The organism is Castellaniella defragrans (genome assembly GCF_014203015.1).
GTDB lineage: Bacteria > Pseudomonadota > Gammaproteobacteria > Burkholderiales > Burkholderiaceae_B > Castellaniella > Castellaniella defragrans.
In genome coordinates this window covers 62,395-84,522 of sequence record NZ_JACHIB010000010.1, presented here as the reverse complement: position 1 = coordinate 84,522, position 22,128 = coordinate 62,395, and the positions used below count along the sequence as shown (strand labels likewise).

Genomic DNA, 22,128 nt, shown 5'->3' with positions numbered 1-22,128 from the left:
AGCGTGGCGCTCAGCTGCCGCGATAGGTGGACCAGGTCCACGGCGTCACGACCAGGGGGACGTGATAGTTCTCGTCCGGATTGGCCACGCCGAAGCGCAGCACGACCTGGTCGACGAAACGGGGTTCGGGCAGCGGCACTCCCTTGCGGGCGAAGTAGTCACCGGCATGGAAGACCAGCTCGTAGACGCCCCGGGTCAGCGCGGGACCGCTGAGCAGGGGCGCGTCACAGCGGCCGTCCTGGTTGGTGGCCGTCCGTGCGAGCAGGGTGCGGGAATCACCTTCGAGGCGATAGAGTTCGAGGGCGACGCCCTGGGCTGGCACACCGTGCACGGTGTCCAGGACATGGGTGGAGAGTTTTCCCATGGGATTTCAAGCCGGTCAGTATCCTGCCAATAGGCCCCCGGTATGGCCGGACCCGGCGAATGGTTCGCCGGTTCGCGAAGCGCCGGAACGGGCCGGCGGACTTCGGTGCAGGACGGATTCAAATTATTGTGAACAATTTGTGTTGACGATTCTGGCCGGGTACACAATAATTGTCAACAATTTTCGTTGCCAATCGACCCTGTCGTTTTCACCTATGGCCATGCTCCACCTGAAGCCCGCCCGCGCCCCCCAGGACCCGAAGGCGCCCCGCGCCTCGTCCTTGCGCGATCCCAAGCCGGCCGGCGAGCCGTCCGACGTCGAGCGCGTCTACGGGGAAATCTTCGACGCCGCCATGGACCGCCGGCTGCTGCCGGGCGCCAAGCTGACCGAATCCGCGCTGTGCGCGGCCTTCGACTGCTCGCGCGGCACGGTGCGCGCCGCGCTGGCGCGGCTGGCCCACGACAAGATCGTGGCCATCGAGCCCAACCGCGGCGCCACCGTCTGGCAGGCCTCGCCCAAGGAGGTGCGCGACGTGTTCGCCATGCGCCGCGCCCTGGAATGCATCGTCATCGACATGCTGACGGCGCTGGACGACGTGGCCGGGCGGCTGGCGCCCCTGCGCGAAATGGTGGAACGCGAGCAGCGCGCCTTCGAGCAGGGCGACCGCATCAGCTGGCTGCGCCTGTCCAACGCCTTCCACGTGGAGCTGGCCCGCCTGCTGGACAACCAGGTGCTGACGGAAATGCTGGCCGGCCTGTGCGCCCGCACCACGCTGATCATCGCCCTGGGGGATGCCTCCGAGGACAGCACCTGCTCGTACCTGGAACACCGGGACATCCTCGACTGCATCGCGCGGCGCGACGCCGCGGGCGCGCGCACCGCGATGGACCACCACCTCAAGGACTGCGAACAGCGGATGGACGCCGCGCCCGGCGCCGATCCCTGGACCGCGCTCCGGCGCCACTCCCTGACCCCCACGCTCTGACCCTCATTCACCAGGAGACACGTTCATGGCAGACCCGCACTATCCCCGCGACCTCGCCGGCTACGGCCGCACCCCGCCGCACGCCAACTGGCCCGGCCAGGCCCGCGTGGCCGTGCAATTCGTCGTCAACTACGAGGAAGGGGGCGAGAACTGCGTGCTGCACGGCGACCCGGGATCGGAGCAGTTCCTGTCCGAGATCATCGGCGCGGCGGCCTATCCCGCCCGCCACCTGTCGATGGAATCCATCTACGAGTACGGCTCGCGCGCCGGCGTCTGGCGCATCCTGCGCGAATTCGAGCGCCGCGGCCTGCCGCTGACGGTCTTCGGCGTGGGCATGGCGCTGGAGCGCAACCCCGAAGTGGCGCGCGCCTTCGTCGAACTGGGCCATGAAGTCGCCTGCCACGGCTACCGCTGGATCCACTACCAGGACGTGCCCGAGGCCGTCGAGCGCGAGCACTTCCAGCGCTGTGTGGAAGTCGTCACGAAGCTGCTCGGCCGCCACCCCGAAGGCTGGTACACCGGACGCGACAGCCCCAACACCCTGCGCATCGTCGCCGAGGAAGGCCAATTCCTGTACGACGCCGACTACTACGGCGACGACCTGCCGTTCTGGACCGAGGTGGACCTGGGCCACGGCAAGGTCCATCCCCAGCTCATCGTGCCCTACACCCTGGACACGAACGACATGCGCTTCGCCTCGCCGCAGGGCTTCAACACCGCCGATCATTTCTTCAGCTACCTGCGCGACGCCTTCGACGTGCTCTACGCCGAAGGCGAGACCGTGCCGAAGATGATGTCGGTCGGCCTGCACTGCCGCCTGATCGGCCGGCCGGGCCGGTTCGCGGGCCTGCAGCGCTTCCTGGACCACATCCAGAAGCACGACCGCGTCTGGATCGCCACCCGCGCGGACATCGCCCGCCACTGGGTGAAGGAACACCCCTACAAGCCCGCCTGATCCGGCGCGGGCCTGTCCAACCTCCGACCGGGCGCCGCGCCCGGCCTCTCCCGCCGGACGGCTTCGGGCCGGGCCGGCGGGTTTCACCGCCTCTTTGGAGCATATCCCATGGCTTCTCCCAATCTGCCCGTCGGCACCGTCATCGACGCCCCCGCGGTCGACCTGCCCGCCTTCGCCTCCCGCCACCCGAACCTCGCCAGCGAAAGCCTGGGCGCCCGGGTGCTGTCCTGCTCGGACGAGTTCTTCGCCGCCGCGCAGCGCATGCTGCAGGATTCCGAGCCCGTCTTCATCGTCGGCAAGTTCGACGACCACGGCAAGTGGATGGACGGCTGGGAGACCCGCCGCCGGCGCAACGGCGGCCACGACCACGCCATCGTCAAGCTGGGCCTGCCGGGCACGATCAAGGGCCTGGACATCAACACCAGCCACTTCACCGGCAATTTCCCGCCCGCCGCGTCCGTCCAGGCCGCGTCCTGCGAAGGCGAGCCCGACGCCGCGACCGAATGGGTCGAGCTCGTCGCGGCCAGGTCGCTGCAGGGCAATTCCCACCACTTCGTCGAGATCGGCGACGGCCGCGTCTGGACCCACCTGCGCCTGAACATCTTCCCCGACGGCGGCGTGGCGCGCCTGCGCGTCTACGGCCAGCCGGCCTGCGACTGGGACCGCCGCGACCCGGACGCCCTGGTCGAAGTCTCCGCCCTGGCCAGCGGCGGGCGCGTCGTCGCCTACAGCGACGCCCACTTCGGCATGCCCACCAGCGTGATCAAGGCGGGCCGCGGCGTCAACATGGGCGACGGCTGGGAGACCCGCCGCCGCCGCGAGCCGGGCAACGACTGGCTGATCCTGGAACTGGGCCACCCGGCCGTGGTGGAAAAGATCGAGATCGACACGGCGCACTTCAAGGGCAACTACCCCGACCGCGTTTCGCTGCAGGGCGCGCTGGTGGCCGAGTCGACCGACCAGTCCCTGGTGACCCAGGCCATGTTCTGGCCCGAACTGCTGGGCGAGCAGAAGACCGAGATGGACAAGCAGCACTTCTACGAGGGCGAGGCCATCCAGAAGGTCGGGCCGGTCTCGCACGTGCGCGTGAACATGTTCCCCGACGGCGGCATCAGCCGCGTGCGCATCTGGGGCCGCCTGGCCCGCTGACCATGGAAAGGACCCTGCACGCCGCCCTGCACGCCTGGGTGGACGCCCATTTCGACGAGCAGGTGGCGCTGCTGCGGCGCCTGGTGGCCGTGCCCACCGACACGCCGCCGGGCGACAACGCCCCGCACGCCGAGGCCGTGGCCGCCCTCCTCGAAGGCTGGGGCTGGGAGGTCGAGCGCCACCGCGTGCCCGAGGAGGAAACGCGCGCCTACGGCATGCGCAGCATCACCAACCTGATCGTGCGCCGCCGCTACGGCGCGGGCGGTCCCGTGCTGGCGCTCAACGCCCACGGCGACGTGGTGCCGCCGGGCGAGGGCTGGACCCGCGACCCCTACGGCGGCGAAGTCGTGGACGGGCGCCTCTACGGCCGCGCCTCGGCCGTGTCCAAGAGCGACTTCACCACCTACCTGCACGCCGTGCGCGCCCTGGAGGCCAGCGGTGCGCCCCTGAAGGGCGCCGTGGAGCTGCATTTCACCTACGACGAGGAATTCGGCGGGCTCAAGGGGCCGGGCTGGCTGCTGGAGCGCGGCCTGACGAAGCCGGACTACGCGGTCTGCGCCAGCTTCAGCCATGCCGTGGTCACGGCGCACAACGGCTGCCTGCAGTTCGAGATCACCGTCCACGGCAAGGCCACGCACGGTTCCGCGCCCAAGACCGGGCACGACGCCCTGCGGGCCGCCAGCCGCATCCTGGACGAGATCTACCGCCAGGCCGACGCGCTCGACGGCATCGAATCCGGGATCGACGGCATCACCCACCCCACCATGATCGTGGGCCGCATCGACGGCGGCACCAATACCAATGTGGTGCCGGGCAAGGTCGTGCTGAAGATGGACCGCCGCCTGATCCCCGAGGAAGATCCCGCAACCGTCGAGGCCGAAGTGCGCGCCTTCGTCGCCGCCGCCGTGGCCGGCCTGCCGGGGATCACGGTCGAGGTGCGCCGCATCCTGCTGGCGCGGGCGCTGCGCCCGCTGCCCGGCCACGAGAAGCTCGTCGCCAGCCTGCAGCGGCATGCGCGCGCGGTGTTCGGCGAGGACATCCCGGCCGTGGGCACGCCGCTGTACGCCGACGCGCGCCTGTACGCGGAGCACGGCGTACCGACCGTCATGTACGGGGCCGGGCCGCGCACCGTCATGGAATCGCGCGCCAAGCAGGCCGACGAACACGTTATGCTGGAGGACCTGCGCGGCGCCACCCGGGTCGTGGCCAGCCTGCTGGCCGACTTCCTGGGACCCGCCGCCTGAATCCTGGAATTCCGCCAGGGCACCGGATAGGACGAGAAACATGAACGAAGCCGACATCGACCCCGCCGCGCTGGAGAAGCGCCTGGTGGACCTGGAGGTCAAGGCGGCCTACGCCGACGATCTGCTGGATCGGCTGAATCACACCGTCTTTCGCCAGCAACAGCAGATCGAGTCCCTGGCGCGCGAACTGCTGGCCCTGCGCCAGCAGCTCGCGGCCGGCAGCGCGCCCGGCCCGGCCGGGGGCCTCGACGAGCGCCCGCCGCACTACTGAGCCATTGTCGAGCCCCCGCTGCGCGGGAGGCTCAGGACCGCTTGGCGATGAGCCCGTACACGCCCAGCACGATCAGCGCGCCGACGATGGAGCCGATCCATCCGGCGCCCTGGCCGGCCTCGTAGATGCCCAGCGCCGCGCCCAGGTAGCCGGCCACGATCGAGCCGACGATCCCCAGGACCGTGGTCAGGATCCAGCCCAGCTTCTGGTCGCCGGGCATGATCGCCCGCGCGATCAGGCCGACGATGAACCCGACGACAATCATGCCGATGATGCCCATGCGCTTCTCCTTTGAAGGTTCAATGGTTCGCGCCCATCATAGGGCCGGGCGCGGGCGTTCGTCCAGCGCGCATGCGCCGGACCGCGGCGCGCCGGCTGCGGCCCGCCCGCGCGGTCCATGGGCGGCCCGTGGGCGGTTCGCGGGCGGTTCACAGCGCCGGCCGATGCTGGTAACGTAGACGCTTTTGCCGCCGGGCGAACGCGTCCCGCCGGGGCGGCCCACCAGGAGCATGCAGCATGAGTCAGACGTCCGAATACCAGCCGCCCAGGGTCTGGACCTGGGACCAGCCCAGCGGCGGCCGGTTCGCCAACATCAACCGCCCCGTGTCGGGGCCGACGCACGAGCGCGCGCTGCCGGTCGGCAAGCATCCGCTGCAGATCTATTCGCAGGCCACGCCCAACGGCGTCAAGGTCACGATCCTGCTGGAAGAGCTGCTGGCGCAGGGGCATGCGGGGGCGGAATACGACGCCTGGCTGATCCGCATCGGCGAGGGCGACCAGTTCGGCAGCGGCTTCGTCGGCGTCAATCCCAATTCCAAGATTCCCGCGCTGGTGGACCGCAGCGGCCCGGCGCCCATCCGGGTCTTCGAGTCCGGGGCCATCCTGACCCACCTGGCGGAAAAGTTCGGCGCCTTCCTGCCGACCGAGCCCGCGGCCCGCGCCGAATGCCTGTCCTGGCTGTTCTGGCAGGTCGGCAGCGCGCCGTACGTGGGCGGCGGCTTCGGCCATTTCTACGCCTACGCCCCCGTGAAGATCGAATACGCCATCAACCGCTTCGCCATGGAGGCCAAGCGGCAGCTGGACGTGCTCGACCAGCGCCTGGCCGCGCATGAATTCGTGGCGGGGAACGACTACACCATCGCCGACATGGCGATCTGGCCCTGGTACGGCGGGCTGGTCCTGAATCAGGTCTATGGAGCGGCGGAATTCCTGTCGGCCGAAGACTACCGCCACGTGCTGCGCTGGGCCCGGGCCATCGGCGAGCGTCCGGCGGTGCGGCGCGGGCGCATGGTGAACCGCACCTCGGGCGACCCGTCCGAACAGCTCTGGGAACGCCACGACGCCTCGGACTTCGACACGCGGACCCAGGACAAGATCGCCTGATCCTGGCACCCCCGGTGCCGGAGATCCGATTCAGGCGGCTTGATCCGGGCCGCCTGGTTCAGCGGCCGGTCCGATCGGTCCGGCTCAGGCCGCCTGGCCGCGGGCGCCCGGGGCGCCCGTCCGGGCATGCCGCCGCTCGACCTCCAGCGACAGCCCCAGGATCGCCAGGCCGGCCAGCGCCAGGCCGCTGCCGACCCAGCCCGGCGAGGTCCAGCCGTGGCCGTGCGCGATGGCCAGGCCGCCCAGCAGGGGGCCTAGGGCGTTGGCGAAGTTGAAGGCGGAATGGTTCAGCGCGGCGGCCAGGCCCTGCGCGTGCCGGGCCACGTCCATCAGCCGGGTCTGCAGGATCGTGCCCAGCGCGCCGCCGAAGCCGATGAAGAACACGTCGATCGACAGCGCCCAGACGTTGCCGGCCGCCAGGGGGAACAGCGCGGTCATGGCCGCGCTCCAGAGCAGCAGCCCCGCCGCCGTCGGCATCGGAGCGCGGTCGGCCAGCCAGGGCACGAGAATGTTGCCCACGGTCAGGCCGACGCCGAAGACCGCCAGCACCAGCGGCACCCCCGTGGGGGATACGCCCGTGACTTCCAGCAGCACGTCGGCCAGGTAGGTGTAGACGGCGAACAGGCCGCCGAAGCCGATGGCACCGACCGCCAGCGTCAGCCAGACCTGTGGCTGGCGCAGGGCGCCCAGTTCGCGCCAGGGGCTGGCGCCCGGCGCGGGCGGGCCAAGGGGCGCCAGCCAGGCGACCAGCCCCATGGTCAGCAGGCCCGACAGGCTCACCAGCCCGAAGCCCCAGCGCCAGTCCAGCGCGTGCCCCAGCCAGTTGGCGAAGGGCACGCCGAGGATGGTGGCCACCGTCAGCCCCAGGAACATCCGGCCCACCGCCTGGTTGCGCCGCGCATGCGGCACCAGCGACACGGCCATCAGCGCGCCGATGCCGAAGTAGGCGCCGTGGGGCAGGCCGCTCAGGAAGCGCAGCGCCAGCAGCCATTCGTAGCTCGGGGCGAAGGCGCACAGGCCGTTGAACAGGGCGAACAGGCCCATCAGCCACACCAGCAGGGTGCGCCTTGCCATGCGCGCGGCCAGCACGGTCAGCAGCGGGGCGCCCACCACCACGCCCAGGGCGTAGGCGCTGATGACGCGGCCCGCCGTGGGCGCGTCGATCCCCAGGTCGCGCGCGAAGTAGGGCAGCAGGCTCATGGTGGCGAATTCCGTCGTGCCGATGGCGAACGCGCCGATCGCCAGGGCGAAGATCACCGCCCCCGCGGACGCCCGCCCGCCGCTGGAACCAAATGCCGATACCGATGCCGGCGCCGGGGGAGATGCCGGCGCCGATGCCCGGAAAGATGATTGAGGCATGAAGGATTTGGCCGAGGGAGAAACCCGATATTGTACTCAGGGAAAACCCTGATTAAAACTTTGATCGAGAAACTTTCCCAGCAGCGTCGGGGGCCGTCCCGGGGCGGATCAAAGCCGCATGCCGCCCGAGGCCTCGATCCGCTGGCCGTTGATCCAGGCGCTGCCGGGCGCCAGCAGCGCCGCGACGGCCCCGCCGATGTCGTCCGCTTCGCCGACGCGGCCCAGGGCCGTGCAGCCGGCGATGGCGGCGTGGACCTGCGGATCGTCGCGCACCACGCCGCCGCCGAAATCGGTGGCGATGGCGCCGGGCGCCAGGACATTGACGCGGATGCCGCGCGGCCCCAGTTCCTGGGCGAGGTAGCGCGTCAGCACCTCGATGCCGCCCTTCATCATGGCGTAGGCCGCCTTGCCGGGAAACGTGAACCGGGTCAGGCCGCTGGAGACGTTGAGGATGCGGGCGCCGTCCGCCAGCAGCGGCACCAGCGCCTGGGTCAGGAAGAACACGCCTTTCAGGTGCACGGCCATCATCTGGTCGAATTGCGCTTCGGTGGTCTCCAGGAAGGCGGCGTCGATGCCGGTGCCGGCATTGTTCACCAGCGCGTCCAGGCGGTCGCGGCCGAAGGTGCCGCGCAACAGCGCCGGCAGCGAGGCGGCCAGGGCGGGAAAGGCCGCCGTCCGGGCGGTGTCCAGGGGCAGGGCGAGCGCGGTGCGGCCCAGCGCCTGGATGTCCGCGACGGCCGCCCGGGCCAGGTCGTCGCGGGATTGGTAGGTCAGGACGATGTCCCATCCCGCCCGCGCCAGGTGCAGGGCGGCGGCGCGCCCCAGGCCGCGGCTGCCGCCGGTGATGAGGGCGATGGGGGGCGCTGCGGGCGCGGCAGCGGGATGGGGTGTGTGAGCGGTGGGCGTGGTCATGGCGAAACTCCGGTGGCGGGGATGTCGGATGCGGGTGGATGAGGCTTGCGCGCGCCGCCCGCACGTCGCCGGACTTGCGGTCCGGACGGGGACACTATATTGTTTTCGTAATAATGGATAAATGGTATTGATTCAACATTACATGTCGAAAAATTCGATCAATCCAGACGCCCGGAGTGCAGAAGCCCGGGGCGGTGCGGCCGCTGCGGCCGGTGCGCACGCCGGTGGCGGCCAGGACACGTCGGTCTACACGCCCTCGGCCGAAGACCTGCGGATCTTCATCCGGGTCGCCCTCCTGGGCAGCTTCACCCAGGCGGCGGAACAGCTCCGGCTGCCGCGCGCGACCGTGTCCACGGCCGTCCTGCGCCTGGAAAAGCGTCTGGGCGCGCGGCTGCTCCAGCGGACCACGCGGCGGGTCGGACTGACCGGGGACGGCCGGGCCTTCCTGGACCGGTGCGCGCCCGTACTGGACGACCTGGAGGATCTCGGCGGCTTCTTCCAGCGCCCGGACGGGCCGCTGGACGGCCGCCTGCGGGTCGGCGCGCCGCTGGGCATGGCGGCGGGCCCGCTGATGGCCCGGCTGCCCGAGTTCCTGGCGCGCCACCCGGCCTTGCGGATGGAGGTCTCCAGTTCCGACCGGCGCGCCGACATGATCGGCGAAGGGCTCGACTGCGTCATCCGGGTCGGCGCGGTGGCCGACGAATCGCTCGCCTGCCGCCCGCTGGGCGTGCTGCCCCTGGGCAATTTCGCCAGCCGCGGCTATCTGCGCGTCCATGGCCGGCCCCGTGGCCCCGGCGACCTGGCGCGCCATTGGCTGGTGGACTACCGCCCCAATCCCTCGGACGGGCCGGCGGCGTTCGAGTACCGGGACGCCGCCGGCCGCGTCGTCCGGGTCCCGATGCAATCCCGGGTCACCGTGGACAACAGCGCGGCCTATGACGCCGCCTGCCGCGCGGGCCTGGGGCTGATCCAGGCGCCGCTGGCCAGCGCCGCGCGCGCGCCGGCGCTGGTCGGCATCCTGCCGGATTGTCCGCCGCCCCCGATGCCGGTTAATCTCTTGTTTCCCCATCACCGCCATCTGCCCCGGCGCGTGCGCGTCTTCGCGGACTGGGTGGCCGGCGTCCTGAACCCCTAGGCGCCGGCGGGCCGCGGGCGCGGCGAGGGGCCTTCTTTCCATTGCCAGGCGGGTACTCCATGCAATTCACCACCATCGGCGCGGCCGTCGTCGACATCGTCGTGTCCCGCGTCCAGCCCATGCGCGGCGCCAAGCAGGACGTGGAGCACATCGGCCTGTACGCCGGCGGCGGCGCGGTGAACGCCGCGCTGAACGTGGCTGCGCGCGGCGCCCACGTCACCGTCCACGCCTGCGTGGGCAGCGACCTGGAAGGCGACCTGCTGCGCGACATCCTCCGGCGCCACGGCATCCAGGCCGCCATCCCCGACCATCCCCTGCCCACCGGCAAGGCCGTGGTGATGGTGGACGAGAGCGGCTCGGCGCGCGCCTATGCGCAGCGCGGCGCCAGCGCCTGGGTCGGCGAGCAGGGCTTCCCCGGCCTGGAGGCGGCCGACGTCGTCTACGTGACGGGCCTGTCGCTGGAGTCCCAGGCCTGGCTGGAGCGCTCCCTGGCGCGCATGGCCGCGTCGCGCCACAGGCTGGCGGTGACGCCCGGCGCGCGGCAGCTGGCCAATCCGCAGGCCCTGCTCGGCCTGTGGGAGCGGGCCGACCTGCTGTGCGTCAACGCGCGCGAGGCCGCCTGGCTGTGCGGCGACGCGGAACTGGACACCGACGCGCCTGCGCTGGACACGGCCCGCGACCTCGCGCGCCGGCTGGTGCGCCGGCCCGGCCAGTCCATCCTGGTGACGCTGGGGCAGGGCGGCGCCCTGTTCTATGACAGTGCACAGGGCCATGACGGCGAGCAGGGCCATTTCCATCCCGCCCGGACCGTCGTGCCGGTGTCCACCATCGGCGCGGGCGATGCCTTCGCCTCCGCCTTCGTCCACGCCTGGGCCGGCGGCGCCGCGCCGCTGGAGGCGCTTGCCGCCGCCACCGACAGCGCCGCCCGGGTGATCCAGGTGATCCCCGCCAACCTGGCGGGCCCCTTGCGGACCTGAGGCCGGGGGCGGGCGCGGCGGCCGGCCGGACGGCCAAGCGGGACAATCAAGCGGAACAACCAAGCGGAACAGCCAGGCGGAACAGCCAAGCCGCACGGCCGATATAACTTCAGGTTTTGAAGGTATCGCCAGCCGTGCGATCGAATCTGGGAGAATGAGAAATTGCTTTCTTATTCCTCAAAGGCATCCTCATGAAACTCCTGTCCGCCCGCCTGGGCGCGCTCCTTCTCGCGCTCGGCGCTTCCTCGGCCGCCTGGGCGGCCCAGCCGCTGCTCACGCCGGCCGAACTGGACGCCGCCCGGCAGCAGCCGTCGGTGCGCGTCATCGACATCCGGCCGCCGGACGCCTACGCCGCCGGCCACATTCCCGGCGCCGTCTCGGCGCCCTACGCGCAGTGGCGCGGCCCGGCGAACAATCCCGGCCAGCTCCCGCCGCTGGACAAGCTGACGCAACTGGTGCGCGGCCTGGGCGTCGACCGGGGCACGCACGCGGTGGTGGTTTCCTCCGGCGCCGACGGCACCGACTTCGGCGCCTCGGCGCGGGTGTACTGGACACTGAAATACCTGGGCCTGAAGGATCTGTCCGTGCTGAACGGCGGGCTGAAGGCCTGGGCCGACGCCGGCCTGCCGCAGGATCAGGCGGCCCCCCCGGTGGCCGCCACGGCCTTCGAGCCCACGCTGGACGAATCCATCATCGCCACCACCGAGCAGGTGGCCGCGCAGGTCGGCAACCCGCAGGTCCGGCTGGTGGACGCCCGCCCGCTGGACTTCTACCTGGGCAAGGTCAAGGCGCCGACGGCGCAGGTGCCCGGCACGATCCAGGGCGCGGTCAACGTGGAGAACGGCCGCTGGTTCAAGCCCGGCACCTCGATCTTCGTCTCGGCGGACGAGGCCCGCAAGATCGCCGCCGAACTCCTGCCCGATGCCAAGTCGGAAACCATCTCCTTCTGCAACACCGGCCACTGGGCGGCAACCGACTGGTTCGCGCTGTCGGAGGTCGTGGGCCAGAAGAACGTGCGGCTGTATCCCGAGTCCATGGCCGAATGGTCCCAGGATCCGAACCGGCCGATGGAGCACGTGCCCGGCCGCGGCAGCCAGATTCTCGACAAGCTGAAGGGCGTGTTCGGCTGAGGGCGGCGGATTCATGAAACGGCTTCCCCTTGCGATCCTCGTCGCCGCCTTCTGCATCTTCCTGGCCTGGTCGGTGGCCCTGCGCCAGGCGCTGCTGTTCCTGGTCGGCATCGGCCTGGGCGCGGTGCTGGCGGGCGCGCGCTTCGGCTTCACCACCGGCTGGCGGCGGCTCATCGAGCAGCGCGACCCGTCCGGCGTGCTGGCGCAGCTGGTGCTGCTGGCGATCGCGGCGGCGGTGTCCATGCCCCTGCTGGCGGCCTATCCCACCGACCTGGGCGCCGCGCTCGGGCCTCCCAGCATCAGCCTGCTGGTGGGCGCCTTCGTGTTCGGCGCCTGCATGCAGGTGGCCGACGGCTGCGGCTCGGGCACCCTGTACAAGGCCGGCCTGGGCATTCCGCTGAACATGGCGATCCTGCCGCTGTTCGCCCTCGGCAGCTTCCTGGGCTCGGCCACGCTGGACCGCTGGCTGGCCCTCGGGGCCTTGCCGCCCTACGGCCTGGTGGCGCATTTCGGCGCGCCCGCCGCGCTGCTGCTGACGCTGGCGGGCCTGGCCCTGGTCGGTTTCGGCGTGGTGCGCTGGGCCGGGCGCGCGGCGCCGCTGTGGAACCGCAAGCTGCTGTGGGGCGCCGTGCTGCTGGCGGTCCTGGCGGCGCTGAACCTGGTGATCGCCGGCCAGCCCTGGGGCATCGTCTACGGCTTCGGCCTGTGGGCGGCCAAGCTCGCCACGGCCGCGCATCTGTTCGATCCCTCGGCCAACGCCTTCTGGAGCGAGCCGGTCAACGCGGCGACGCTGGCGCAATCGGTCTTCCTCGACGTCACCTCGATCACCAACATCGGCATCCTGGCGGGCGCCCTGTGGATCGCCGCGGGCAAGCCGGCCGCCGCCGCCAAGCCCATGAACGCGACGCAATGGACGGTGGGCCTGATCGCCGGCCTGCTGCTGGGCTACAGCTCGCGGCTGGCCTTCGGCTGCAACATCGGCGCCATGGTCAGCGGGATCTCCACCGGCAGCCTGCACGGCTGGATCTGGGTGCCCATGGCCTTCCTGGGATCCCTCATCGGCGTGCGGGTGCGCCGCCGCTACGCTTTCTGAAGGAGCCGCCATGCATTTCCGATTTCTGGCCGCCGCCTTCTGGATCGTGCTCGTGGGCTTCTTCGCCTGGGACTGGACGCACAGCGCGCCGATCAACGTGCGCGCCGAGCCGCCGCTGATCGCGGCGGGCTCGGGCGTCGCGCCCAGCGGCGGGCATTGCGCCTCGACCTTCTAGCGCAGGGCGTTCCCGAGACCTAAACCGGGGGGGCGTCCCGGCGCAGGGCGCCCAGGTAGCGGGCCTCGAATCTTTTCTTGGCCCAGTGAAGCAGCCGCGTCCTGGGCAGCATCCACGACCGGCGCGCTCCGCGGTAGACCAGCGTGCCGGCATCCAGGGTGTCGATCACGCACAGGAGCTCCGGCCGGGGCCGCGCGCGCGGCGGGCGGCCGGCCAGCTCGTCGAGCAGGTTGCGCGCGGCCGCGTCGGCCTGCAATTCCGCCATGTGGGCCTGCTTGGGCAGCCAGTCGGGGCCCGGATGGCTGCCGGCATCCCCCGCGACGTAGACGCGCTGCGCGCCCTCGACGCGGCAATGGGCGTCCGCCCGGAAGAAGCCGCCCGGCGACAGGGGCAGCCCGCTGGCGGCGGCCCAGTCGGGCCCTTCGAGCCCGGGCATGAACAGGATCATGTCGGCGGGGATCGACCCCTCGGCGGTGACCACGCCTTCGGCCGTGAAGGACCGGGGCGGCTCGCCCAGCCGCGTGCGGATGCCGCGCGCGGCCATGTCGGCCAGGATGGCCGGGACCGCGCGCGCCCCGAGCCGCTCGCCCGGCCGCTCGCTGGCGTGGAAGAAGGTCAGCTCGAAACGGTCGCGCCGGCGCGTGCGCCGCAGCCAGGTCTCGATGCCGAACAGCAGCTCGAAGATGGGCCCGCCGCGCATGGCGCCGGGCTCGCGCGGGTTGGTGCCGAAGCCGAACGCCAGGCGGCCGGCGTCCATCCGGACGAGGCGCTCGCGGATCGCGCATGCCGCGTCCGGCCCCTCGCACAGGATGTGGGCATGCTCGATGCCGGGCAGCGCGCGCAGGAAGCGGCCGCCCGTGGCGATCAGCAGCGCGTCGTTGGCGATCTCGCCCTGGGAGGTCAGGACGCGGCGCCCGCCGTCGGCCAGACCGGTGGCCCGCGCCGCCACGAACTCGGCCCGGTGCCGGTCGAGGAAGCCGCGCAGCGGGACGCGCAGGTCGCCCGCGTCGCGCAGGCCGGTGGGTATCCAGATGAGGCTGGGCAGGTAGGTGAACACCGGTTCGGGCGCGATCAGCGTGATCCGGGCCTGCGGCGCCTGGCGGCGGAGCCGGCGCACGGCGGCCAGGGCGGCGAAGCCGGCGCCGAGGATGGCGATGTGCGGCGGGTGCCGGCGGGCGGCGCCGGCCCGTCCGGCGGGATCGGGGTGCGGGGGATGGGGCATCGGGAGGATCTCCGGAGATGGAAAGGTTCGTCAGGCCGGTTCCCGGCGCGGGCGGGCCAGCCAGCCGGCCGCGGCATAGGCGGCGAGCGTGGCGTAGAGCATCCCGGCCAGGAAGATGAGCACGACCAGCAGCCAGTCCACCGGCCCGCCGGCGTCGGTGAAGCCCGACGAGGACACCGCCGCCATCAGGGCCAGCGCGCCGGCCCCGCCGAGCAGCCCGACCGCCTGCGCGCCCACCAGGCGGCGCGCCACCAGGCGGCGTTCGCGCGCCACGAGCAGGCCGAAGGCGAGCGGCACCAGGACGGCGGCCGCCAGCAGCACCCACAGCAGCGGGCCGAGCATTTCCAGGAAGATGGCCGTCAGGACCATGGGATCGAAGGTATTCATGGCGCGCTCTCCTTTCAGACGTGTCCGTGCAGCATGCTGATGTAGGTGGGCTTCAGGGCCATGGTCTTCATGACCCAGGTGACCCAGAGTTCCTCCAGCGGGGCCACCACGCCCGGGAACGAGGGCACGAGGTTGTTGCGGTAGTCGAACTCGACCAGCATGGCCCGGCCCAGGCGGGTGATCAGGGGGCACGAGGTGTAGCCGTCGTAGGACAGCGGGCTTTCCGTGCCGCGCAGCGCCGCCACCAGGTGGTCCACCGCCACGGGCGCCTGCCACTTGACGCTGGCGGCGGTCTTGCCCTTGGGGACGCCGGCCACGTCGCCCACGGCGAAGATTTCCGGGTAGCGGACGTGGCGCAGGCTGTGGGGATCGACCTGGATCCAGCCGTCGGCGGCGTAGGGGCCTTCGCGCCAGGGCAGGGGGCTCTGGCGGACCAGGCCGGGCGCGCGCATCGGCGGGATCACGTTGATGAAGTCGTAGCCCAGCTGCGCCGGCCCGTCCGGCGTCGAGAAGGTGGCGATGCGCCGCCCCGGGTCGATGGCCGTGAGGATGCGGTCGTAATGGACTTCGATGCCCCGGTCCTCGAAGAGCATGCGCACCTTCTCCGAGACGATGGGCACGCTGAACAGGACCTTGTTGTTGGCGTTGTAGATCAGCTCGGCCTTGCCGCGCAGGCCCCGCCGCCGCAGGTGGTCGTCCGTGATGAAGGCGTATTTCAGCGGCGCGCCCGCGCACTTCATTTCCGTGCCCGGGCGCAGGAAGACGCCCACGCCGCCGGTGTCCGCGAAGCGCGACAGCAGCGCCCAGGTGGCCGAGGCCTTCTCGGGGCTGTGGTAGATGCTGCCCAGGCCGTCCTGGCCGATGCGGGCCTCGTCCATGCCGTCGATCGCGGCGTAGTCCAGTTCCAGCCCGCAGGCCACGATCAGGAAGTCGTAGGGCAGGATCCGGCCCGCCCGGGTGGTGACGTGGCGGGCCTCGGGGTCGATTTCGGCGGCGGCCTCGGCCACCCATTCCACGCCGGCGGGCACGTGTTCGCGGGTGGTCGAGACGGGGTAGCCGGCCGGCTTGATGCCGCCGGCCACCAGCGTGTAGCCGGGCTGGTAGTAATGGGCCTGGCGGGCGTCGACCAGGGTGATGCGGGCGCCTTCCAGGCGCCGCGCCAGCAGCGACGCACAGGTCAGGCCAGCGGCGCCGGCGCCGACGATGACGATGCGCGCCGGGGTGCGCTCGCGCGCGCCGGCCGCCGCCGTGTCGGCCGCCAGGGCCGGGGGCAGCAGCAGCGCCCCCAGGCCGCCGGCGCAGCCCTTGAGGAAGTCCCGGCGCGGCAGCGGCGCCGGCGCGCGGGAAAGGGGAGGGGCCTGTTTCATGGGGAGTCTCCTCGTCATGGTCGCGTACTGCGGGTGCGGGTGGGGGAAGGTTCGGGCCCGAGGGCCTGGTTGATCGATTCGAGGGCGGCTTCGTCGAGCGCGCCGGCCAGCGCCCGCAGCCGCAGGCGGTCCAGGGCGAGCGCCGCCAGCGCCCGGTCCAGCGCCAGGCCGGCCTGGGCGTATTCCCGTTCGGCGTCGAGCCGGTCGAGCGTGGTGCGCTCGCCTTCCTCGACGCCCAGGCGGGTGGCGTCGCGCCGCGCGGCGCTGGCCTCCAGCGCCTGGCGCAGGGCCTGGATGCGCGCCGCGCCCGCGTCCAGCCGCAGCCAGGCGGCGCGCGTCAGCAGGGCGGCGCGCTGGCGGTCGGCCGCGGCGCGGTGCCGCGCGCCGTCGCGCTCGGCCAGCGCCTCGCGGTAGCGCGCGTCGCTCACGCCGCCCGAATACAGGGGGATGCGCAATTCCAGCCCCACCGTCCATTGATTGGCCGTCTGCGACGCCTCGCCGAAGGCGCCGGAGCCGGTCAGGCGGGACCGGCCCGCCTCGCCCACCAGGTCGAGGCTCGGCCGCATCGCCGCCCGCGCCCGGTCGGCCTGCCGCTGCGCCATCGCGGCGGCTTCCAGGCTTTCCAGCACCGCGGGCCCGGCGCGTTCGACCCGCGCCAGCCAGTCGGCCAGGGGCTCGTCGGGCGCGGCCGTCAGGACGGGCGCGTCCCGGCGCAGCGGCGCCAGCGCCTCGGCGGGCAGGCCGGTGACGTCCTGGAAGGCGGCCCGGGCGATCTCCAGCTGCGTGTCGGCGTCGCGGACCAGGGCCTCGACCTGCCCCAGGCGCGCCTGCGCCTCGTGGGTGTCCAGGATAGACCCGTCGCCGATCCGGTAGCGCGCCCGCGCCTGGCCCAGCAGCCGCGCGACGGCCTGGCGCTGGACCTCCAGCGCCGCGCGCTCCCGCTCGCCGAGCAGCACGTCGAAATAGCGTTCCGCGACCTGCAGCGCGGCCTGCTGGCGGGCGGCCGTCCAGGCGGCCTCGGCGCGGGCGGCCGCGTGGCGCAGCCGCCCCGCCTCGGCGTCGCGCCCCGGATCGATCAGCGGCTGGCGCAGGCGGATGCCGTATTCCGTGCGGGTGCCACCGGTGATGGACGTATCGAAATCCGCCTCCTGCATGCTGCCCAGGCCCGGCGCCGCGAAGCGCGCGCCCCGGATCCAGGTCTCCTGGGTCGCCCGGCCCGCCGAGGCGCGCGCCTCCAGGGTCGGGCGCCACAGCCCGTCGGCCTGCTCGGCGCGGGCCTGGCCCGCGGCGCGGTCGGCCCGGGCCGCGGCCAGCGCGGGATCGCGCGCCTGGGCCGCCTCCCAGGCCTGCAGCAGATCGGCCGCGCCGGCGGCCGGTGCCGCCAGCGCCAGGGACAGCGCCAGGCCGAGGGCGGACAGGGCGGTACGGACCGTGCTCATGGCCGTCTCCGGTCTAATCGCCGCGCCGCGCGCCCAGCCGGTGCAGCAGCGTTTCCAGGAAGCACCATTTCGTCAGCCCGCTCTGCAGCAGGTTCAGGCCGACGAACACGGTGAAGGCCAGCCACCATTGGCTGTGGAACCAGGGGCTGGCGGGCGCGCCCAGCAGCAGCGAGAGCAGGATGAAGCCGCCGGCGAAGAGGCGGACCAGTTGCCAGGAAGTCATGGCGAGTCTCCTTGGTGGATGAGGGAACGGGGACGCTTGCGGTAGGCGCCGAAGACCATCAGCGGGATGACGACGAGCGTCAGCGCGGTGGACACGGCGATGCCGAAGATCAGGGAAATGGCCAGGCCGTTGAAGATCGGATCGTCCAGGATGAAGAGCGCGCCCAGGATGGCGGCCAGCCCCGTCAGCAGGATGGGCTGGGCGCGCACGGCGGCCGATTCGGCCACGGCGCGGGCGAAGTCCGTGCCTTCGCGCAGGCGCAGCAGGATGAAGTCCACCAGCAGGATGGAATTGCGCACGATGATTCCGGCCAGGGCGATCATGCCGATCATGCTGGTGGCGGTGAACTGCTTGCCCAGCAGCGCGTGGCCCGGCATCACGCCGATCAGCGTCAGCGGGATCGGCGCCATGATGATCAGCGGCATCAGGTAGGATCCGAAATGCGCGACCACCAGGAGGTAGATCAGCATCAGGCCGACGGCGTAGGCCAGGCCCATGTCGCGGAAGGTCTCGTAGGTGATCTGCCATTCGCCGTCCCACTTGATCGAGTAGCCGCGCCACCCGTCCTCGGGCGGGCCGGTGAAGTATTCCGCCAGCGGGCCGCCGTCGGGGGCCGTGAGTTCGCGCAGCGCGGCGCGGGCGGCGAACATGCCGTAGAGCGGGCTGTCCACCGCGCCGGCCATGTCCGCCGTGACGTAGTGCACCGGCAGCAGGTCCTTGCGATGGATCGGCTGCTCGCGCTGCGCGCGGACCTCGCGCACCAGTTCGCCGACCGGGACGGCCGCGCCGCCGGCGCCGCGGACCGGCAGCTGGAGCAGGGCGCCGGGATCGCCCTGGCGCTCCGGCGGCAGGCGCAGCACGATGGCGGTCGGGCGGGTCAGCCCGTCGCGCAGGTAGCCCACGGCGGCGCCGTCCAGGCCCGCCCGCAGCGTCTGGACGATGGCCGCCTGGGAGACGCCGGCCTGCGCCGCGCGCTCGCGGTCCACGGCCAGCACGATCCGCGGCGCCGGCTCGATGCCGCTGTCGTCCACGTCCACCATGCCCGGCGTCCGTTCAAATACGCCGCGCACCGCGCGCGCCAGCGCCTGGCGCCCGGCCGGGTCCGGGCCGTGGATTTCCGCCACGATGGGCGCCAGCACCGGCGGGCCGGGCGGCACCTCGACCACCTGGATGGCGGCGCCGTGGCGCGCGGCGATCGCCTGCAGCGCCGGACGCAGCCGCATGGCGATGGCGTGGCTCTGGGCGTCGCGCGCGTCCTTGTCCACCAGGTTCACCTGGAGGTCGCCCAGCGCCGGGTCGCGCCGCTGGTCGTACTGGCGCACCAGCCCGTTGAAATTGACCGGCGAGGCGGTGCCGGCGTAGGTCTGGACGTCGCGGACCTCGGGCTGGGCGAGCAGGTGGTCGCCCAGCGCCTGCAGCACGGCGTCGGTGCGTTCCACCGGCGTGCCCGAGGGCAGCTTGACCACCACCTGGAATTCGGACTTGTTGTCGAAGGGCAGCATCTTGAGTTCGACCAGCCCCGCGACCGGCATCAGGGCCGAGCCCAGCACCAGCAGCAGGACCGCCAGGCCCAGCAGCCCGCGGTTGCGGCCGGCCCGCGGGCCTTCCAGGAACGGCGGCAGCAGCCGGCGGAACAGCGCCGCGGCGCGGCCCGTGCCGGCGCCGTGGGCCGCGGCCGCGCCGGCCGCCGGGCGCGGGCCGATGCGCAGCGCCAGCCAGGGGGTCAGCGTCAGGGCGATCAGCAGGGAAATCAGCATGCCCATGCTGGCATTGACCGGGATGGGGCTCATGTACGGGCCCATCAGTCCGCTGACGAAGGCCATCGGCAGCAGGGCGGCGATCACCGTGAACGTCGCCAGGATGGTGGGGCCGCCCACCTCGTCCACGGCGGCCGGGTTGCGCAGCCGCGCCGCCGTGTCCGGCGCCAGGCCGGCGTGGCGGTGGATGTTTTCCACCACCACGATGGCGTCGTCCACCAGGATGCCGATGGAGAAGATCAGGGCGAACAGCGACACCCGGTTCAGCGTGAAGCCCCAGGCCCAGGAGGCGAACAGCGTCGCCGCCAGCGTCAGGCCCACCGCGATGCCGACGATGGCGGCCTCGCGGCGGCCCAGCGCGAACATCACCAGCAGCACCACCGACAGCGTGGCGAAGGCCAGCTTGTGGATCAGCGCCTGCGCCTTGGCGTCGGCCGTGGCGCCGTAGTTGCGCGTTTCCGTGACCTCGACGCCGGCGGGGATGACCGTGCCGCGCAGCGCCTCGACGCGCCGCGCCAGCGCGTCGGCGACGGCGATGGCGTTCTCGCCGGGCTTCTTGGTGATGGCCAGGGTGACGGCGGGCTGGGGATCGCCGCCGGCCTGGCCGGCCGCGCGGTGGCTCACGTAGTCGCGGGCGGGCGGCGGGCCGTCGTCGACGCCGGCCAGCTCGCGCAGCCGCACCGGGCGCCCGCCGCGCTGCGCCACGATCAGTTCGGCCACGTCCCGCGCCGTGGACAGGAAGGGGCCCGCGTCCACCACCAGGGCGTGCCCGCCGGACACCAGCTCGCCGGCGCGCACGCCCTGGTTCGCGTCGGCGAGCGCCTGGGCCACATCCTGCACGGTGACGCCCGCGGCCGCCATGCGCGCCGGATCCAGGTCCACGCGCACCGTGTGCGCGGCCCCGCCGATGATCCACACGTCGCGCGTGCCCGCCACCCGCTTCAGGTCCGATTCGATGCCGCGCGCGACCAGCGCCAGGTCGTGCGGACTGGCGTCGGGGGCATGCAGGGTGAGCGCGACGATGGGCACGTCGTCCACGCCCCGGGTGCGCACGACCGGCGGCTGCACCCCCAGGTCGGGCGGCAGCCAGTCGGCCTGGGTGCGCAGGGTGTCGTGCAGCCGCACCAGGGCCTGGGCGTGCGGCACGCCGACGCGGAACTGCACCGTCAGCAGCGCCAGCCCCGGCGCGGACATCGAGGTGACGTGCTCGGTGCCTTCCATGCGGGCGAGCATCCGTTCGGCCGGCAGGGCGATCGTCTGCTCGACGTCGTGCGCCGACGCGCCCGGCCACGCCAGGGCCACGGTCGCCATGGTGACGTCGATCTGGGGTTCTTCCTCGCGCGGGGTGGCCCATATGGCGAACAGGCCGGCGAGCAGCAGGGCCAGCGCCAGCAGCGGCGTCAGGCGGCTGTCCTGGAACAGGGCGGCGAGCCGCCCGGCGATGCCGAGTCTCGTGTCCATGGCGCGCTCACTCGGCGGGGCGGATGCGCCCGGGATCGAGCACGACCCGCTCGCCGGCGTCCAGTCCGGCCAGGATCTCGGTCGCGTCGCCGGCCTCGGGGCCGGGCCGCACCTGGCGCAGGCGCGCCGCGCCGTCGGCGCCGAGGACGTAGACCCCGGCCACGCCCGTGCGCCGCACGATCGCCCGGGTGGGGACCCACAGGCGCGTGCGCGCCGTGTCGCGCAGCTCGAACGCGATGCGCACGGGCGTGCCGGGCGCCGGGCCGCGCGCGCCCGGCGGCAGGGCCAGGCGCACGGTGCCGGTCAGGCTGGCGGCGTCGCGCGCCGGCAGGACCTGCACCGGCAGCCCCTCGGGCGGCGCCGGGACGTCGGCCGGCCCCGCCGCCCGGGCGCGCGGCGCCAGGCGGCCGATGAAGCGCTGCGGGACTTCGGCGCGGATGCGCAGGGCGCCGGGGTCGAACAGCACCGCCAGCGGCTGGCCGGGCATGACCATGTCTCCCAGGTGCGCGTCCAGCCGCCCGAGCAGCCCGTCGTGCGGGGCGAGCACGGTGAAGTGCCCGCTGCGCGCCTCGGCGGCGCGCGCCTGGGCTTCGCGCGCGTCGGCCTGGGCGCGCGCCGCCGCCAGCCGGGCGCGGGCCTGGTCGTAGGCGGCCCGGCTGACGTAGCGCTGCTCGTACAGCGCCTTGCGGCGCGCGTATTCGGCCTGGGCCAGGGCCAGTTCCGCGCGCGCCTCGCCGGCCAGGGCGCGGGCCGCCTCGCGCGCCTGGCCGGCGTCGGCGCCGTCCAGCCGCAGCAGCACCTGGCCGGCGCGCACCGCGTCGCCCGCCTGGACCTCGACGGCGGTGACGGCGCCGGCGACCTGCGCGGCGATCGTCGCCTGGCGCACGGCCTCGACGACGCCGTCGATCTCCAGCCGGTCGGGGGATTCGACGGCCAGCACCGGCGCGGTGGGCGGGGCTTCGCCGGCCCGGGCCGCAGGCAGGGGTCCCGTCAGCAGCAGTCCGGCCAGCAGTCCGGCCGCGAGAAAGGAGGAATCGCTACGCATGGCAAGGTGGTCATGAGGATCGTTCGGTGCTATTATTTAACTAATCACGCAAATAGTCAATTTGCTAATTGATTGCTTGCGTCAACCATCAGCGA

The 22,128-nt window shown here is 72.6% G+C and carries 23 protein-coding genes; 12 read left to right on the top strand and 11 right to left on the bottom strand.

The features are described 5' to 3' along the window. Positions 1 to 10 precede the first annotated feature (10 nt). Entirely contained in the window at positions 11 to 364 is a 354-nt protein-coding gene (gene uraH, locus HNR28_RS09720) for a hydroxyisourate hydrolase (protein ID WP_043681858.1), read from the bottom strand. A 214-nt stretch (positions 365 to 578) separates the two neighbouring features. Here uraH and HNR28_RS09715 point away from each other — a divergent pair, with 214 nt between their 5' ends. From HNR28_RS09715 to HNR28_RS09695, 5 genes are all read left to right on the top strand, one after another. Next, positions 579 to 1,349, top strand: a complete 771-nt coding sequence (locus HNR28_RS09715) for a GntR family transcriptional regulator (protein ID WP_244978259.1) — start codon at positions 579 to 581, stop codon at positions 1,347 to 1,349. A gap of 25 nt (positions 1,350 to 1,374) precedes the next feature. After that, positions 1,375 to 2,304: an allantoinase PuuE gene (gene puuE / locus HNR28_RS09710; protein ID WP_151024665.1), complete on the top strand. Its 930-nt coding sequence runs from the start codon at positions 1,375 to 1,377 to the stop codon at positions 2,302 to 2,304. A gap of 108 nt (positions 2,305 to 2,412) precedes the next feature. Continuing rightward, positions 2,413 to 3,453 carry an allantoicase gene (alc, locus tag HNR28_RS09705; protein WP_151024666.1) on the top strand — a complete coding sequence of 347 codons (1,041 nt, stop codon included), beginning with the start codon at positions 2,413 to 2,415 and terminating at the stop codon, positions 3,451 to 3,453. 2 nt (positions 3,454 to 3,455) lie between these two features. Further along, positions 3,456 to 4,697 (top strand): M20/M25/M40 family metallo-hydrolase, encoded by a 1,242-nt coding sequence (locus HNR28_RS09700; RefSeq protein ID WP_151024667.1) that lies wholly within the window; start codon positions 3,456 to 3,458, stop codon positions 4,695 to 4,697. A 40-nt stretch (positions 4,698 to 4,737) separates the two neighbouring features. Beyond that, on the top strand, positions 4,738 to 4,968 hold the full coding sequence (locus HNR28_RS09695) for a SlyX family protein (protein WP_151024668.1): 231 nt from the start codon (positions 4,738 to 4,740) through the stop codon (positions 4,966 to 4,968). 31 nt (positions 4,969 to 4,999) lie between these two features. Here the strand turns inward: HNR28_RS09695 and HNR28_RS09690 are convergent, their stop codons facing one another. Next, complete coding sequence (locus HNR28_RS09690; RefSeq protein ID WP_151024669.1) at positions 5,000 to 5,248, bottom strand: GlsB/YeaQ/YmgE family stress response membrane protein; 249 nt, start codon at positions 5,246 to 5,248, stop codon at positions 5,000 to 5,002. A 236-nt stretch (positions 5,249 to 5,484) separates the two neighbouring features. Between HNR28_RS09690 and yghU the strand changes: the two genes are divergently transcribed. Beyond that, on the top strand, positions 5,485 to 6,351 hold the full coding sequence (gene yghU, locus HNR28_RS09685) for a glutathione-dependent disulfide-bond oxidoreductase (protein ID WP_151024670.1): 867 nt from the start codon (positions 5,485 to 5,487) through the stop codon (positions 6,349 to 6,351). An 84-nt stretch (positions 6,352 to 6,435) separates the two neighbouring features. On the opposite strand, the gene HNR28_RS09680 is transcribed toward yghU, so the two are convergent. Then, positions 6,436 to 7,551: an MFS transporter gene (locus tag HNR28_RS09680; RefSeq protein WP_244978258.1), complete on the bottom strand. Its 1,116-nt coding sequence runs from the start codon at positions 7,549 to 7,551 to the stop codon at positions 6,436 to 6,438. On the opposite strand from HNR28_RS09680, the gene HNR28_RS18455 reads away from it, so the two are divergent. After that, complete coding sequence (locus tag HNR28_RS18455) at positions 7,550 to 7,705, top strand: hypothetical protein (protein ID WP_244978257.1); 156 nt, start codon at positions 7,550 to 7,552, stop codon at positions 7,703 to 7,705. The two genes, HNR28_RS09680 and HNR28_RS18455, sit on opposite strands and share 2 nt — an antisense overlap. 113 nt (positions 7,706 to 7,818) lie before the next feature. Here HNR28_RS18455 and HNR28_RS09675 read toward each other — a convergent pair whose 3' ends face one another. Beyond that, positions 7,819 to 8,622: an SDR family NAD(P)-dependent oxidoreductase gene (locus HNR28_RS09675; protein WP_151024672.1), complete on the bottom strand. Its 804-nt coding sequence runs from the start codon at positions 8,620 to 8,622 to the stop codon at positions 7,819 to 7,821. Between the two features lie 142 nt (positions 8,623 to 8,764). Here HNR28_RS09675 and HNR28_RS09670 point away from each other — a divergent pair, with 142 nt between their 5' ends. The 5 genes from HNR28_RS09670 to HNR28_RS09650 all read left to right on the top strand — a co-directional run bounded on the left by HNR28_RS09670 (position 8,765) and on the right by HNR28_RS09650 (position 13,132). Further along, positions 8,765 to 9,757: a LysR family transcriptional regulator gene (locus tag HNR28_RS09670; RefSeq protein ID WP_151024673.1), complete on the top strand. Its 993-nt coding sequence runs from the start codon at positions 8,765 to 8,767 to the stop codon at positions 9,755 to 9,757. Positions 9,758 to 9,816: 59 nt separating this feature from the next. Beyond that, the gene (locus HNR28_RS09665) at positions 9,817 to 10,734 is read left to right on the top strand and encodes a carbohydrate kinase family protein (RefSeq protein ID WP_151024674.1); all 918 of its coding nucleotides are present in this window, start codon (positions 9,817 to 9,819) and stop codon (positions 10,732 to 10,734) included. Between the two features lie 191 nt (positions 10,735 to 10,925). Then, entirely contained in the window at positions 10,926 to 11,864 is a 939-nt protein-coding gene (locus tag HNR28_RS09660; RefSeq protein WP_151024675.1) for a sulfurtransferase, read from the top strand. Between the two features lie 13 nt (positions 11,865 to 11,877). Continuing rightward, the gene (locus HNR28_RS09655) at positions 11,878 to 12,957 is read left to right on the top strand and encodes a YeeE/YedE thiosulfate transporter family protein (RefSeq protein WP_151024676.1); all 1,080 of its coding nucleotides are present in this window, start codon (positions 11,878 to 11,880) and stop codon (positions 12,955 to 12,957) included. Positions 12,958 to 12,967: 10 nt separating this feature from the next. Then, the gene (locus tag HNR28_RS09650) at positions 12,968 to 13,132 is read left to right on the top strand and encodes a hypothetical protein (protein ID WP_170288463.1); all 165 of its coding nucleotides are present in this window, start codon (positions 12,968 to 12,970) and stop codon (positions 13,130 to 13,132) included. 19 nt (positions 13,133 to 13,151) lie between these two features. Here the strand turns inward: HNR28_RS09650 and HNR28_RS09645 are convergent, their stop codons facing one another. The 7 genes from HNR28_RS09645 to HNR28_RS09615 are packed head-to-tail and all read right to left on the bottom strand — an operon-like array spanning position 13,152 to position 22,033. Then, on the bottom strand, positions 13,152 to 14,354 hold the full coding sequence (locus tag HNR28_RS09645; protein WP_151024677.1) for an NAD(P)/FAD-dependent oxidoreductase: 1,203 nt from the start codon (positions 14,352 to 14,354) through the stop codon (positions 13,152 to 13,154). Between the two features lie 30 nt (positions 14,355 to 14,384). Beyond that, positions 14,385 to 14,741, bottom strand: a complete 357-nt coding sequence (locus tag HNR28_RS09640; protein WP_043681886.1) for a DUF5368 family protein — start codon at positions 14,739 to 14,741, stop codon at positions 14,385 to 14,387. Positions 14,742 to 14,755: 14 nt separating this feature from the next. Then, positions 14,756 to 16,108, bottom strand: coding sequence for an NAD(P)/FAD-dependent oxidoreductase (locus HNR28_RS09635; protein ID WP_184142819.1), 1,353 nt, complete (start codon positions 16,106 to 16,108; stop codon positions 14,756 to 14,758). A 14-nt stretch (positions 16,109 to 16,122) separates the two neighbouring features. Continuing rightward, entirely contained in the window at positions 16,123 to 17,547 is a 1,425-nt protein-coding gene (locus HNR28_RS09630; protein WP_184142816.1) for a TolC family protein, read from the bottom strand. Between the two features lie 13 nt (positions 17,548 to 17,560). Continuing rightward, positions 17,561 to 17,770: a YgaP family membrane protein gene (locus tag HNR28_RS09625; RefSeq protein ID WP_043681892.1), complete on the bottom strand. Its 210-nt coding sequence runs from the start codon at positions 17,768 to 17,770 to the stop codon at positions 17,561 to 17,563. Further along, positions 17,767 to 20,988: an efflux RND transporter permease subunit gene (locus HNR28_RS09620; protein WP_184142813.1), complete on the bottom strand. Its 3,222-nt coding sequence runs from the start codon at positions 20,986 to 20,988 to the stop codon at positions 17,767 to 17,769. Before HNR28_RS09620 ends, HNR28_RS09625 begins: the two co-directional genes overlap by 4 nt. A 7-nt stretch (positions 20,989 to 20,995) precedes the next feature. Next, a complete protein-coding gene (locus tag HNR28_RS09615; RefSeq protein WP_184142810.1) occupies positions 20,996 to 22,033 on the bottom strand; it encodes an efflux RND transporter periplasmic adaptor subunit in 1,038 nt (345 codons plus the stop codon). Positions 22,034 to 22,128: the final 95 nt, after the last annotated feature.

What these genes read in the sequence shown, in the direction of transcription:
- HNR28_RS09635 (WP_184142819.1), bottom strand. Translation starts at nt 16,108, where the DNA reads ATGAAACAGGCCCCTCCCCTTTCCCGCGCGCCGGCGCCGCTGCCGCGC.
- HNR28_RS09665 (WP_151024674.1), top strand. Translation starts at nt 9,817, where the DNA reads ATGCAATTCACCACCATCGGCGCGGCCGTCGTCGACATCGTCGTGTCC.
- HNR28_RS09645 (WP_151024677.1), bottom strand. Translation starts at nt 14,354, where the DNA reads ATGCCCCATCCCCCGCACCCCGATCCCGCCGGACGGGCCGGCGCCGCC.
- HNR28_RS09675 (WP_151024672.1), bottom strand. Translation starts at nt 8,622, where the DNA reads ATGACCACGCCCACCGCTCACACACCCCATCCCGCTGCCGCGCCCGCA.
- HNR28_RS09660 (WP_151024675.1), top strand. Translation starts at nt 10,926, where the DNA reads ATGAAACTCCTGTCCGCCCGCCTGGGCGCGCTCCTTCTCGCGCTCGGC.
- HNR28_RS09650 (WP_170288463.1), top strand. Translation starts at nt 12,968, where the DNA reads ATGCATTTCCGATTTCTGGCCGCCGCCTTCTGGATCGTGCTCGTGGGC.
- HNR28_RS09630 (WP_184142816.1), bottom strand. Translation starts at nt 17,547, where the DNA reads ATGAGCACGGTCCGTACCGCCCTGTCCGCCCTCGGCCTGGCGCTGTCC.
- HNR28_RS09690 (WP_151024669.1), bottom strand. Translation starts at nt 5,248, where the DNA reads ATGGGCATCATCGGCATGATTGTCGTCGGGTTCATCGTCGGCCTGATC.
- HNR28_RS18455 (WP_244978257.1), top strand. Translation starts at nt 7,550, where the DNA reads ATGGTGGCGAATTCCGTCGTGCCGATGGCGAACGCGCCGATCGCCAGG.
- uraH (WP_043681858.1), bottom strand. Translation starts at nt 364, where the DNA reads ATGGGAAAACTCTCCACCCATGTCCTGGACACCGTGCACGGTGTGCCA.
- HNR28_RS09700 (WP_151024667.1), top strand. Translation starts at nt 3,456, where the DNA reads ATGGAAAGGACCCTGCACGCCGCCCTGCACGCCTGGGTGGACGCCCAT.
- HNR28_RS09670 (WP_151024673.1), top strand. Translation starts at nt 8,765, where the DNA reads ATGTCGAAAAATTCGATCAATCCAGACGCCCGGAGTGCAGAAGCCCGG.
- HNR28_RS09680 (WP_244978258.1), bottom strand. Translation starts at nt 7,551, where the DNA reads ATGAGCCTGCTGCCCTACTTCGCGCGCGACCTGGGGATCGACGCGCCC.
- puuE (WP_151024665.1), top strand. Translation starts at nt 1,375, where the DNA reads ATGGCAGACCCGCACTATCCCCGCGACCTCGCCGGCTACGGCCGCACC.
- HNR28_RS09615 (WP_184142810.1), bottom strand. Translation starts at nt 22,033, where the DNA reads ATGCGTAGCGATTCCTCCTTTCTCGCGGCCGGACTGCTGGCCGGACTG.
- yghU (WP_151024670.1), top strand. Translation starts at nt 5,485, where the DNA reads ATGAGTCAGACGTCCGAATACCAGCCGCCCAGGGTCTGGACCTGGGAC.
- HNR28_RS09625 (WP_043681892.1), bottom strand. Translation starts at nt 17,770, where the DNA reads ATGACTTCCTGGCAACTGGTCCGCCTCTTCGCCGGCGGCTTCATCCTG.
- HNR28_RS09695 (WP_151024668.1), top strand. Translation starts at nt 4,738, where the DNA reads ATGAACGAAGCCGACATCGACCCCGCCGCGCTGGAGAAGCGCCTGGTG.
- HNR28_RS09620 (WP_184142813.1), bottom strand. Translation starts at nt 20,988, where the DNA reads ATGGACACGAGACTCGGCATCGCCGGGCGGCTCGCCGCCCTGTTCCAG.
- HNR28_RS09640 (WP_043681886.1), bottom strand. Translation starts at nt 14,741, where the DNA reads ATGAATACCTTCGATCCCATGGTCCTGACGGCCATCTTCCTGGAAATG.
- HNR28_RS09715 (WP_244978259.1), top strand. Translation starts at nt 579, where the DNA reads ATGGCCATGCTCCACCTGAAGCCCGCCCGCGCCCCCCAGGACCCGAAG.
- alc (WP_151024666.1), top strand. Translation starts at nt 2,413, where the DNA reads ATGGCTTCTCCCAATCTGCCCGTCGGCACCGTCATCGACGCCCCCGCG.
- HNR28_RS09655 (WP_151024676.1), top strand. Translation starts at nt 11,878, where the DNA reads ATGAAACGGCTTCCCCTTGCGATCCTCGTCGCCGCCTTCTGCATCTTC.